The organism is Paenibacillus sp. F4, assembly GCF_002894905.1.
Classification (GTDB): domain Bacteria; phylum Bacillota; class Bacilli; order Paenibacillales; family Paenibacillaceae; genus Paenibacillus; species Paenibacillus polymyxa_B.
In genome coordinates this window covers 64,171-77,295 of record NZ_POVS01000020.1, presented here as the reverse complement: position 1 = coordinate 77,295, position 13,125 = coordinate 64,171, and the positions used below count along the sequence as shown (strand labels likewise).

General features: G+C 47.8%; 11 protein-coding genes and 1 riboswitch. Of the genes, 1 reads left to right on the top strand and 10 read right to left on the bottom strand.

The window, feature by feature from the left end; genetic code table 11:
- Positions 1-10: 10 nt before the first annotated feature.
- From C1T21_RS23710 to C1T21_RS23685, 6 genes are all read right to left on the bottom strand, one after another.
- Entirely contained in the window at positions 11-679 is a 669-nt protein-coding gene (locus C1T21_RS23710) for a methionine ABC transporter permease (protein ID WP_025723588.1), read from the bottom strand.
- The gene (locus tag C1T21_RS23705) at positions 676-1,698 is read right to left on the bottom strand and encodes a methionine ABC transporter ATP-binding protein (protein ID WP_013311840.1); all 1,023 of its coding nucleotides are present in this window, start codon (positions 1,696-1,698) and stop codon (positions 676-678) included. The genes C1T21_RS23710 and C1T21_RS23705 overlap by 4 nt, the downstream gene beginning before the upstream one ends.
- A 135-nt stretch (positions 1,699-1,833) precedes the next feature.
- Positions 1,834-1,973, bottom strand: a riboswitch (SAM riboswitch).
- A 125-nt stretch (positions 1,974-2,098) separates the two neighbouring features.
- Positions 2,099-2,824 carry a Cthe_2314 family HEPN domain-containing protein gene (locus tag C1T21_RS23700; protein WP_103049984.1) on the bottom strand — a complete coding sequence of 242 codons (726 nt, stop codon included), beginning with the start codon at positions 2,822-2,824 and terminating at the stop codon, positions 2,099-2,101.
- Between the two features lie 50 nt (positions 2,825-2,874).
- Positions 2,875-4,641, bottom strand: a complete 1,767-nt coding sequence (locus C1T21_RS23695; protein WP_103049983.1) for a UbiD family decarboxylase — start codon at positions 4,639-4,641, stop codon at positions 2,875-2,877.
- 129 nt (positions 4,642-4,770) lie between these two features.
- Positions 4,771-5,700, bottom strand: a complete 930-nt coding sequence (locus tag C1T21_RS23690; RefSeq protein WP_025723592.1) for a COX15/CtaA family protein — start codon at positions 5,698-5,700, stop codon at positions 4,771-4,773.
- A gap of 215 nt (positions 5,701-5,915) precedes the next feature.
- Entirely contained in the window at positions 5,916-6,260 is a 345-nt protein-coding gene (locus tag C1T21_RS23685) for a thioredoxin family protein (RefSeq protein ID WP_025723593.1), read from the bottom strand.
- Positions 6,261-6,496: 236 nt separating this feature from the next.
- On the opposite strand from C1T21_RS23685, the gene C1T21_RS23680 reads away from it, so the two are divergent.
- Positions 6,497-7,786 (top strand): DUF2515 family protein, encoded by a 1,290-nt coding sequence (locus C1T21_RS23680; protein ID WP_013311845.1) that lies wholly within the window; start codon positions 6,497-6,499, stop codon positions 7,784-7,786.
- A 16-nt stretch (positions 7,787-7,802) separates the two neighbouring features.
- Here C1T21_RS23680 and C1T21_RS23675 read toward each other — a convergent pair whose 3' ends face one another.
- The 4 genes from C1T21_RS23675 to C1T21_RS23660 all read right to left on the bottom strand — a co-directional run bounded on the left by C1T21_RS23675 (position 7,803) and on the right by C1T21_RS23660 (position 13,017).
- Entirely contained in the window at positions 7,803-9,437 is a 1,635-nt protein-coding gene (locus C1T21_RS23675; RefSeq protein ID WP_103049982.1) for a putative polysaccharide biosynthesis protein, read from the bottom strand.
- Positions 9,438-9,575: 138 nt separating this feature from the next.
- Positions 9,576-10,055 carry a DUF456 domain-containing protein gene (locus C1T21_RS23670; protein ID WP_061829850.1) on the bottom strand — a complete coding sequence of 160 codons (480 nt, stop codon included), beginning with the start codon at positions 10,053-10,055 and terminating at the stop codon, positions 9,576-9,578.
- A 51-nt stretch (positions 10,056-10,106) separates the two neighbouring features.
- Complete coding sequence (locus C1T21_RS23665; protein ID WP_103049981.1) at positions 10,107-10,856, bottom strand: Cof-type HAD-IIB family hydrolase; 750 nt, start codon at positions 10,854-10,856, stop codon at positions 10,107-10,109.
- 82 nt (positions 10,857-10,938) lie between these two features.
- The gene (locus tag C1T21_RS23660; RefSeq protein ID WP_103049980.1) at positions 10,939-13,017 is read right to left on the bottom strand and encodes a peptidoglycan D,D-transpeptidase FtsI family protein; all 2,079 of its coding nucleotides are present in this window, start codon (positions 13,015-13,017) and stop codon (positions 10,939-10,941) included.
- Positions 13,018-13,125 lie beyond the last annotated feature (108 nt).

The window sequence follows — 13,125 nt, the reverse complement described above, 5'->3', positions numbered from 1 at the left end:
TATGTTTTCCCTATTTTCGAGTATAATGCCGCACGAGGCGATCTCCCGCCATTTGCAGCAATTGTACCAATACGACCATCAGCACGACCGCAACGATCATTACAGCCGTTTCATAACGATAATAGCCGTAGTTGATAGCCAGTGTACCTAGTCCACCGCCCCCGATCATCCCGGACATTGCCGTGTAGGATACGAGTGTAACGACGGTAATGGTTAATGCGGCGAGCAGACCCGGAAGTGCCTCACGTAACAGCACACGCCGGATAATTTGTCCTGTCGAGGCACCCATCGCTTGTGCGGCTTCAATGACGCCCTTGTCCACTTCACGCAGAGACGTTTCGACAAGACGTGCGAAGAATGGGGCAGCCCCGATAACCAATGGTGGGATGGTTCCCAGCACCCCGGTCGAGGTACCTACCAGCGATCGTGTAAAAGGAATAAGTGCAACGATCAAAATGATAAATGGTACGGAACGTAAAATGTTAACGATGAATGATAATACAATGTATATCACCTTCATCAGAGTTAACGAGGAGCGGCTCGCCAGAAACAATAATATGCCGAGCGGCAAACCAATAATGAGGGTGAACAATGCGGATGCCCCGAGCATCTGAAGGGTTTCCAGCGTAGAATTCCCTAGCTCTTCCCAACTCACTTGTGAAAAATCAAGTTCGCTCATTGTCCGATCACCTCCACATCAAGTCCTTGCCCAGACACTTCGCGCAGCGTATGCTCTATATCTTCATGGTTTCCTTCAAAACGAACGATCAGCTGTCCATATGGTACATTTTTAATCGTAGATATGGTTCCCTGCAAGATCGCAAAATCAACACCAGTGCTTCGAGCCGTACGCGACAGAATCGCATCATATGTTTTACTGCCCAAGAAGGAGATACGTACTACCTGCGCCGACTCGCCGCCACCTGCTGCCGCAATCGCTGCTTGCAACTCCTCGGGATGTTCTGACTCCCGTTGGATAAAGTCCTTGGTTACCTGGTGCTGTGGCTTCAAAAATACTTCCGCCACTGGGCCTTGCTCCACGATGTCGCCCTGATGAATGACACCAACTCGATCACAAATGCTTTGAATGACATGCATTTCATGTGTAATCAGCACGATGGTTAAATTAAAGCGCTGATTAATATCCAACAGCAATTTCAGGATAGACCCCGTCGTCTGCGGATCAAGCGCTGAAGTCGCTTCGTCACATAGCAATACATGAGGATCACTAGCCAGCGCCCGTGCAATTCCTACCCGTTGCTTCTGTCCACCTGAGAGCTGTGACGGATATTTTCCACTGTGTTCTTCAAGACCCACCAATTCCAGCAGTTCACGAACCTTCTTGTCCAGCTTCTGCTTGGGCGTGTTTACCAGCCGCAATGGAAATGCAATATTGTCATACACCGTCGCCGAGGACAACAAATTAAAATGCTGAAAAATCATTCCGATTTTTCGGCGCTGCATTTGTAATTGGGATTGACTCACAGTGGTGAGGTTTACCCCGTCTACCCATACTTCACCTGAAGTAGGGCGTTCCAATAAATTAATACAGCGGATCAACGTACTTTTCCCCGCCCCGGAGTGACCAATCACTCCGAATATTTCTCCACGCTTTATAGAAAGATTCAACCCAGACAGCGCATTAACGCGTCGGTTGCCTTTGCCATAATGCTTGGTTAACTGCTTAAGCTCTATCAACGTGCTGCGACCTCCTTCACTTCTTCCTTACCCTTTTAACCAGTTGTCATCTCTAGGATTGTATAAAATCGCTATTTATTTATACAAAAAAGAGCCCCTTTCACAGAATGAAAAGGGCCCCACCTTGCGAACCTTTTCTCATCTGCCAAAATCGCTATAACTCTAGCGGTTTTGTAGGAATTAGCACCATCATGTTCCCTCCCAGTGTATTACACCGGGAAAGAACGGGTTGCCGGGCTTCATCGGGCCAGTCCCTCCACCTCTCTGGATAAGAAAAATATGTTAAACTCCAGCTTTAGCTGTCCGTTAAGTTTATATAAAAAAACATAATTCAAGCATTTTTCTGAAACTAGGTTTCAGTATAGATAGTTTACATAGCTTTGTCAAAGGATATTTTCTATCATATTTTTGGACGTACTGCCCGGTTCTTCCATTGTTTCGCAGTATAAGTAAAGGCGTTTGACAGCGAACGACACACCATTTCCAAGCCCTGCTGCAAATCTTCCAAATGGTGATCGAGGTCCTCCAGTTGGATTTTTCCGTACAAAGCTCGGTGTCGTTGCCAGAGATCATCCTGCATTTCCGTATTCATATAGTGTACCTCCGTATTACGCCGCTTACGCAGCCGATTGATGGCATCATTGTATGTGTCCTTGATATCAATTAAATTATCGGTCAATACAGGATGCATTTTGAGATACTTGAGCTGCCGCAACACGGTAAAATACGAATAATGCGCCTTATACTGCCCTGTTTTTAAATCACAAACATCATTTAGCCAGTTGCCCAGCTTATCTAAAATGGAAAATACCCTCACAAAACCATCTTTATAAAAGAAAACATACAATGCATAGTCGGATTTTTCATCCTCGCTCATATCTTCAGCATATCCGGCTTTCACTTTCATACGGAAAAAGGCGGCAGCATGATGGCTCTGCTCCAGTTCATCTAGAGATGACATTAGACCACGTGTCAAAATATCCGCCTTCCGAAAATCGTGGGTCGGATCTCCACCAGCCTGAATTTGCCGCTCCAGCAGGTTCAACATATCTGACATGCTATTCATGGCATCTAACAGGATGCCCTTGTTTACACGTGGCGGCTCACCCAGTAGCTTGCGTATCATGCTAACGCCTCCTATAAATGTAAAATCCGGCTGTAGGTTTAATTAGGGCGTCAAGCGAAATAACTCGTCCATCGTTGATCTACAAGCTTAACAATATCCTCACGCGGTAATACCTCATCCGGATAGCCTGGCTTCATACGCGCATCCACTACAATTGGCAGCTTATAGTTCAGATGATGCAAACGCACTTCGCTGTCCGCGTACATATCCGTAGCCGGGTTAAAGCGTGTGAATACCGTCCACAGGAACGAGGCTTGAGAGCGAACAACTTCTTTGGCATCGTCCACAATGAAGACGAGCGGCCACTCTTGCTCACCTGCAGCTAATCGCTCCAAAACACGTGCCGCCAGCTCAGGCTCCTGCTCAAAGGACGCACCCGATACGACGAGGCAACCTCCGCAATAGGGCTTAATTTCACGAATTCCCGGCAGATCGCCTCCCTCATAAGCACGAGGCAATTCACGTACAGGCTCACCTATCCCCATCAGAATCGCCTTACTACCATGATTCAGCTTGCGGCCTGTGTAATCGAGTGTATCGTGTGACGTGTGATTGAAAATAAATAAATCCCTTGCTGGATTAAATCGCTCCAGAATGGTTTCAAGCAGCAGGTTAAAGTCCGATAAATCAATGACTCGATCCGTCAGCATCAGGAACTTGGTCAACGATAATTGACCTTGACCCAAAATAGTAAAACCGGATACAAGCGCTTCACGGGAGTAGCTTTCACGTACGACTGCCGCTGCCAGCGCATGTACGCCCGTTTCCGCATACGCCCACAGGGACTTGACGGAAGGCATCACAAGCGGATAAGCAGGCGACAGCAGACGTTGCAAAAACTCACCGAGATAGTAGTCTTCTTGCCGAGGCTTTCCTACAATGGTTGCCGGATAAATGGCATCCTTGCGGTGATGCATATGTTTGACATGAAATACAGGGAAATCATGCTGTAATGAATAATATCCAAAATGATCGCCAAACGGGCCTTCCGGACGGCGTTCATGAGGCGGCACATAACCGCTGATTGCAAATTCTGCTTCCGCTGGAATCCGGTGACCCCCAAGCGGGTCTTCTGTCATGGGCAGCTTGCCTCCCATAATAAGCGAAGCCAGCAACAGCTCAGGCAAGTTTTCCGGTGCTGGAGCAATGGCAGACGCAATCAGGGCAGGCGGGCCACCAATGATAATCGTCGTAGGCAATGGCTCATTACGCAGCTCCGCTTCATGATAATGGAAACCGCCGCCTTTATGAATTTGCCAGTGAATGCCCGTCGTCTGATCATCATAAATCTGAATGCGGTACATCCCCAGATTATGATCCTTGGGCTGACCTGGCTTCTCGGTATACACGAGTGGAAGCGTAATAAACGGCCCTCCATCTTCATGCCAACTGGTCACTTTAGGCAGTGGTGCCAGCGGAGCCTCTGTACGGCGAACTCCCAATACCGGGGCCTCGCTATGAGATACTGTTTTTAGCCCTACTTTTAGCATGTCCTTAATCAGGCCACGTTCATTCCACAATGCTTTGGGTGTAGGTGGAAACAATGTTTTGGTGGCTCCGACAATCGCGTCCATCAGCTGCTCTGGTCGCGGGCCAAAAGCCATGTCCACACGGCGATTCGTGCCAAACAGATTACTGGCTACAGGAAACGGGGTTCCTTTTACATTCGTGAACAGAAGTGCCGGCCCTTCTTCCTCAATGACTCTTCGATGAATCTCAGCCAGCTCCAAGTAAGGATCGACAGGTGCCTCTATAATTTTAAGATGATTTTCTTTACGCAGCGCTTCAATAAATTGGCGCAAATTCTGGTAGATCAACTGGACGATTCCTCCTAAGCAAATCAAGCCCTCGAGAAACTCGTGGGCCTGGTTTGTTTCTTATATGCTATTATACGTGTTTAAACGCCTCTTGGGCAAAAATCCGTTTCACTATGATCTATGAGATGCTTAGGTACGTTGTGCTTGGGTCGAAACAAACTTGCGGTCCGGTGACAATTGCCATACACGGTAGCTCAGATAAGCCAAAATCGAGAACAACGATGCAATCACCAGCATATGTCCCAGCACGATAAACATGTAGATTTCAGGTTTGTTGACGTACAACAAGATAATTCCAATCACCACTTGAAGCAAGATTAACAAGACCGATACGACACCCAATATACGGATATCCCGGTGATTCGGGTGATAACGGTATGAGTAGTGACCCACAGCCAAGATAATGACGAACAGCAGACCAGCTGAAATCTGATGAAGCAGCAGTGGAGATATGAAGCCCCCAATATTTACAACCTTCTGGATGACCGAGTGACTAAGCAACGCCCCTGAATAGACAGCAATATAGGTATAGATCGTCGATAACCATATAAAGTTACGAAAGCCCCGACTGACAGGCCCAGGAATCAGACGCGGGGTGTGGCGTGAATCTGCATGCTCCTGCCAGGCCCCCAGCGTCATCATAGTCGCACTGGCAAAGGCGATAAGAGCAAAGCCAAAATGCAGTCCCATGACTGCAGCCGATTGGGAGAAGACGACAGCCAGCGCCCCCATTGCACCTTGTATGATGACAAACATGAGCGTGAGCAGCGAGAATAGCTGCAAATCCTTCCGATGCTTCATAAACAGCAAAAAGCCAACAAATGAGGCGATAGAAAGAATCCCGGCCATGGCACTGACGGAGCGATGAGAGAACTCAATAAGGGATGCGATCGTATGTGCCGGAACCAGCTTACCATTGCACAGCGGGAATTCCCGGCCACAGCCGAGACCCGAATCCGTCCGCGTCACGACACCTCCACCGAAGGTAGCCAAAAACATGACAATACATGTTACGAGTGCCAGCCATTTTAATATTCTAATTTTGTTATTCAAATTCACCCGTATCCTTCCAAATATAATATTTATTCACTTTATATGTTGTGAAATGATCACTTAAAGTAATTATAACTGATATATCGTTCCTTGACATACGAGCTTTGTTGACAAAATGTGAACGTGTCCGTGAGAAAGCCGCCCCCTTAGAAGGAAGCGGCTTTCTGAATGTCTTGATGTTTAAAATTCACTTTGCAACCTTCATGCATGCACAGCATTCATTATTTTGCCAAGCTCGCATGGACTTCAACAGCCCGATCCAAAAATTGCTCAATCTCCTCGCGGGATTTGCGCAGTCTGTTCACCAGACGTACCAGTTCTCTCCCTTCACTGTAAGCGATAAAGCTAGGAATCCCCAATACATTCTGCTCTTGACTGACGCTTTCGGCCTGTTCTACATCAATCTCAATTAATGTAAGCTTATCTGCATATTGTTGTTCCACATCAGGCATGAACGGATCAATGAAATGACAATCCCCACACCAGTCCGCCTTAAATACAGCCACCGTTACGCCGGGAGTAGATATTGCCTTATTAAAGTCTTCATGAGAGACGATTTTTTGCATGGATGATTCCTCCTTAAATTCTTTTATGCTAAAGAGATTGCACTTTCTATTGTAACGCCAAGTGAAGCTTTTGCACACTCCCCCATTCTGCTCACATGCCGATTGGAAGCCCTCTCATTGAGGCATACTAAAGATATACTTAAGAATCCACATAAGCGACGACATCCTAACAGCATACCCAACATACTTGGCAGGATACGGGGAATGCTTGCAATTGGAAAGGAGGTTATTTAGTCATGTCTCTTACCGAATGGCTCCATACAGCATCTCGACAGCTTCAAGGAGGGCTAAAGTTACTGGGTTCCGTTCCCCGTGTTGCAGAGGAAGCTTGGGAGGGCAAACGGGCGGCTTGGACTGAATCCCGCAAATTACGCTACCCCTTGCGTGAACTAGCGTGGGATTATCATACAGCACAGGCCGCTATGAATGAAGCTGAAGCGTTAATGCTGGTGAACGGACCCGCTACGCGTCCCTCTTCTCTCAATATGCCCTTATGCGAAACAGACTGTGAGCTGCTGGAGCGGATCAAGAACGATACAGCACAGGAGAATCGCAGCAACGTCACCCGCACTGCCGCTTACCTTGAATGCTATCGTGGCTACCCGGAGTTACACTGGGCATTACTGGCCCACCTGGTTTCTCGTAATGGCGGCTATAATATGACCGATCTGAAAGGGGGACTGATTGGCAACCTGTTCGGCGAACAGGAAAAGGAATGGCTGTATCGGCTACTGGAGCGCTGTAACGCCCTTATTTTTCAAGACGCTTATCCGCAGTTGCAACTTTACATGCACAGCCGTCATTTGGGTCGGAGTTGCTTTCATTTGTTGCCTTATTTTCACGTTTCGCCATTCATGAAGCCCTTTTGGGAACGTTTTTGGGCTTGGCGGGATAGCTCTCTGTTGACTGTGGCGCTCATCATTAATGAACAAAACTATATTGAAGGACGTGTGGTAAAAGATCCGTATTTTCAAAAATTTGTGACACACAAGCCGGGCTTTTATTTGCATGACTGGCTCCAGCTTAATCAGGTTATATTTCCACTTGGGCTGAACGGTGGACTTGCTGGACTAGTGATGGAGCGTTTCGGCCATTTAGACGAGCGGATCGGCTTTGGCAAAAGTCTCTATGCTATGCTCTTCGGCCATCAGCAGGTGCTGGACCAGGTATCAGCATTCGCTAACAGTGTGCCGCATACGGGTTCACGCAGCGACTATTGGCCCGGATTGTTCACCCCGAATGAACAAAAAGCGCTGCACTCTCCAGATGAAAGTGCAACGCTTTTAGCACATGAATGGCTACCGCCAGGACAACGTCTGTACAGCCCGGAGCTGAACGCCGTCTGGTCCGATACAGCTTATGATCCAATCCCCCGGTATGACTGGTTTCAGGACGGCTCCACACTTGGACATCTCAGCGAACCAAGGCGACCGCTGTTATTTGCCATGCGCCATGAGCATCGCCACGGCATCCAAAAAACAGCAATGGCCCACGTTGCCCATAACAGCTTGCAACCTTTCCACTGATAGACTGGAGGACTCTTTATCCTTGTTGTCTTGTGGATTCACGCTGTAGGCGCATTAACGGACGCAGTACCTTTTGCAACATACGTGGGTAGTTGCCCAGCTCGTCCCTGCGCAATACGCGCAGTACAACCAGCAACAGCAAGTAGCATACCAGTACAGCTGCCCCTGCAATGCAGCACGCAATCAAGAAGGCCACACGCGCAGGCATCAGATGCACCAGCAGAATACAGGCTTCATTTACACCGTATCCGATAGCTCCCGAGACGACGACTGCGGTTAAGAACCCTGCCCAGCGACGGCCCATGATCGAAAAGGAGACGATCCCTTTAAGCACACGTAAATTCAGTAACGTGATCACGAGGAAACATAATCCGGTTGCGGCAATGATCCCGTAAATCCCAAGCCAACCAGCCAGCAGCCAGCTCGCTGCAAACTTGACGACGATACCGACCATGACATTAACCATTGAAATACGTGGCTTGCCCATACCGATCAATATCGAATTAGAAGTCATCATCGTAATCTGGAATATCGTTCCGAGTGTCAGAACAGCGATGATACCACTGCCTCCAAGCGAGCTAAACAGTAAACCATTAATAGAATAGGCGGTTACACATAAAGCCAGCACAATCGGCATTCCAGTCAAAATAGAGATACGCAAGGCCAGCGTCATCTGATTTTGTAAATGCTGCTCATCCTTACGAGCAAATGCCGCTGAAATGATCGGAATGAGCGATTGGCTGAGCGCAATGGCCAAAATCGGCGGAATTCCCGCCACACTCTGTGCCCGAGAGCCTAGATAACCCAACTGAGTAGTCGCCTGATCCAATCCCACTTGACCAGATAGCAGTCTCACCACAATCGACGTATCAATAAAGTTGACCGCCGGAACCGTCAGAGACGACAATACAATGGGAATGGAAAGCTTGAAAATATCTTTGTAAATGCGCATCATCGGTAGCGCGGAGCTTTCCTCTTGGAATTGATCTTGACGATCCTGGCGATCCTGGCGACGCAATTTCACCGTGTAGTACAACATGACCGCTAGAGCGCCAAGACTTCCCATGACACCTCCAAAGGAGGCCCCGGCCGCAACCTCGCGATCTCCATAACCCAGCTTCAAAATAATAAAAGCGAGTACAATAGCAGTCGCTACCCGTGCAACCTGCTCCACAATTTGTGAAATACCGCCTGCGGTCATATTACCGCGCCCTTGGAAGTATCCACGCATCATGGCAATGGCAGGGAACAGCAGTAATGCTGGTGCCAAAGCCTGAATGGCCAAAGCGGATTGCGGAACCCCTGCTACATGCTCGGCAAAATAAGGCGCTCCAAAATACAGTAGCGCTGTAATGATAATGCCTGCCGCGGCCGCGAATATCAAAGCCGCTCGATACACACGTCGCGCTTCCGAAGGCCGATCCAGCGCATAACGTTCTGAAACCATTTTGCTCAACGTGCTTGGAATGCCGGCCGTAGCCACTGTGAGCAGCATCAAATAAGCGTTGTTCGCAATGGTAAACGAGGCGTTCCCGACGGAACCGAGTAGATGCTCCAATGGAACACGCTGAACCAGACCAAGCACTCTGGCCACCAAGGCGGCAGCGGCTAAAATAAGCGTACCTTTAAGGAATGTTTCTTTATTGGACAAAATGCGTTCCCTTCTTTCTTGCTGTTCACACGCATGCAAAAGCCCCGCACAAACAGTCATGGCCTGAGCCATCACCGGTGCGGAGCCGCATGTCGATTCTGTCTCTGCAAATCATAATAAACGAAAACGAATCTCGGGTCATAACACCCAAATCAAGAAAACAATAATCATGGCAAGCTGCAAAATCACTTTCATCACGGTGCTGGTAAAAAGACCTAATACAGAGCCAAAGCCCACTTTAATAGCTCGGTCCAGCGGGGCTTTGCCAATTAGCTCACCCAGCACAGCGCCGATAAATGGTCCCAAAATCAGACCAAATGCCGGAATAACGAAGGGACCAATAATAATCCCGACAGTGCTGAGGATCGCCGACAGACGCGAGCCGCCAAATCGCTTGACTCCCCAGGCATTCACAGCATAATCTGCAACAAAAAGGGCAACAACGATTAATGTTTGTATAATCCAAAACAATGCATTGTATGGAGCAAACGAGAAAAACCAGCCGTATACAAAAAATGCAAAATAAATGGCGAGCGCCCCCGGCAATACGGGATATACCGCCCCGGCCATGCCGACAATGAACAGCACAATGACAACAATCCAGCCTACAACGTCCATGGGTCTCCTCCTTCTCGTTCATTCATCCTGCTTGCTGCTTCATTCGTTGTATTACACAAGCACATAATCACGGATCACTTCTACAATGCCGTCGTCATTGTTCGAAGCTACGACCACATCAGCGGCTTCTTTTACCATATCCTGAGCATTCCCCATGGCTACGCCCAGTCCAACCGCTTGAATCACAGCCAGATCATTCAGACTGTCGCCAACGGCAACCACCTGCTCCAGAGTAATGCCAAGCAGATCGCACACTTCAGCGATTCCACTGGCTTTGGATATACCAGCCGGGTTAATTTCCAAATTTGTCATCGAAGAATTGGAAATTTCAAGTCCACCCATGTCCTGAAGCTTAAGCAAAATTTGGTGCCGAATTTCGTCATTTTCCGTATTATAACCGAATTTGAGCCATTCCTGTGTGTCCAATGTATCCGGCCAACGATCTCTGTTATATAATTCCTCCGTTGAGTACGCCCAGAACCAAGAGCCTGTTTCTACGGCAATCTGGTGCATCTTACGAACGAGCTCCTTATCAAGTAAATAACGGCGCCACAACTCGTGGGGTGATTTCCACACCTCACTGCCGTTTACGGTTACCATTGGCGTCTCCAGGCCGAGTTGCTGACCGTAGGGCAGAGCATGCATGGCTGCACGTCCGGTGGACAAGCATACATGAATCCCTTCCTGAATCGCCTTGTTAATCCAGTTAATCGTTTCCAAGGAAATTTCATGATTATCATTCAGTAAAGTTCCGTCCATGTCGAGCGCAAGCAGTTTGTATTTATATTGGTTTTCTCCCATAGTCTCTCTTCCTCCTGTATGTCCCTTATGTCCAACGACATTTTACCATGAAAAAGAGAAGCCCACAAAAGTATTCAAGTCCTCACTTTGCTGCTAGAGGCTTTTTAGGAGTACCATCTAGCCCGTAAACTTCGTCATATGCATCAAATATTTTACGCGCAACCGGTCCCGCGCTCGTCGCACCAAAGCCCCCTTCAGGAATGATGACCGCTACCGCCAGCTTCGGATTTTGACGCGGAGCAAAAGCGATGAACACCCCGTTATCTTTAACCGTACGTCCTACCACCTGCTGAGAAGTCCCCGTTTTGCGGGCATAATCATAAGGAAATCCGTTAAAGGCTTTAACATCCGTAGCCATACCCCGAATCACTGTATTCCAGTACGTATCTGAAAAGGCGACCTCATTCAGCACCTGCGGCTTAAACTCACGTACGAGATTCCCCTGATCATCTACAATTTTGCTGACCAAATGAGGCTGCATACGCTTGCCCTTTGTTGCCAGCACAGTTGTATACTGGGCTAACTGCATCGCTGTATATTTTCCCTGCTGACCAAAGGATGCCTGCACCAATCGTGTCAGCGCACTTTCATGCTTGCTCGTATACTCAAGTCTGCCTGCCCACTCGCCCGGCAGATCTACTTCTGTCGGTACGCCTAATCCAAATTCCTTCATATACTTGTCCCATACGTCAATTCCCTGATGCACCCCTGCATTACTTCCGTATTTGCCATACAGCGGCTTGCCGATCATATCCACCATAAACGTATTCGACGAGACCTCAATTGCCCTGCTAGGTGTCAAAGAACCATACACATGTCCGCTAGAATTCCCAACCCGGCTGGAGCGATTTTTGCCGTAGTACGCACTTCCCGTATCCAGATAAGTTTGTCCGGGAGAAAACAGGTTTTCCTTCAACCCGATCAGCACGGTTAGCGGTTTAATGGTTGAACCCAAAAGCACCGAGGATTCTGGATGTGGACCCGCTTTTCCGCTAGGCACGGATTTAATTGTTCCATTTCCCATTTTATGCTGAATTTCGTCATATACCGAAGGCGAGGTACTTCCACTTTTCCATACATTAGAGTCATAATCCGGCATACTGGCCATTGCCACGATATTTCCGGTCTCTACCTCCATCGCTACAGCAAAGCCAGTGGTAGCGTCTTGATGAAGCTTCCCCGATACTGCATGAGTATGAAGCCAGCGAAGCTGATCCATAATGGCCTGTTCGGTTTTCTGCTGAATTTCCTTGTTGATGGTGGAATATAAATGATGTCCTTTTTCAGGAGGAGTAATGGATTCAATGCCCTCCGGCATGCTGCGCGGATTGACCTCTACCGTTTTATATCCGTTTTTTCCTCTCAGCTCATCCTGGTACTGAAGCTCCAAGCCATCATATCCGACCGTTTCATTTTCCGAATACACCTGTGCCGGTCTTAGAACCTCCGAATTAGCTTTATAGAGCTCTTTATATTTGGGTCGGTTCGTTCGAGCTCCTTTGAACTTGTACATATATCCAATCGTTTGTACCGCCACCCGATCCGGGTCATAATGGCGTACACTTTCTTCTACAATCTCTACACCAGGGAACTCTGTCCGATGCTCCAGAAAATAAGCGATTTCCTCCCGACTCAGGTCGGATTTGACCAATCGCGGGGTAAATCCCCTATATTGATTATAGTCCGGGTCCAGTCTCTTTTTTATTTCCTCTGCATTAAGCTGCTCTCCTTCGGTACGACCCAGTTCGTTTAATTTGGCAGCAAGCTTGGCAGCAAAAGCATTGAGCTCAGGGAGCAACTTTTCCCCCGGCTTGCGATCTTTCTCTGTACGCTTGCTATAATCCTTAGATAAAGTTACATACAAGGACTGTACTGAAGTCGAATATGCCAGCTTAACCGTACCTGTAGAGTCATAAATCGTGCCGCGACTCGGGGCTAACGGGACATTTTTCGTATTTACGGATTGCTGCTGGCCCTTCAGCTCCTCCGATTGTACAAACTGCAATACAGCTAGTTTGGTAATGATCAGGGCAAACAGCACAAAAGCACTAAAAAACAGTAGGTTGGTTCGTAAAACCGTCCGTTTTTTTCGTGACTCTTCATTCTCTTCAACATTTTTCTTTTTAAATGAAAACTTTTTATCCAAACTTCCTCTGTCCATATTAGCTGGTCATTACTCCTTCCAAGTTAGGGTTTCACATTCCTGATCCTACCATATCCAAAGCAATAAACGATGAATTCCAAGATGACAATTTTGTAAGAAAACGTA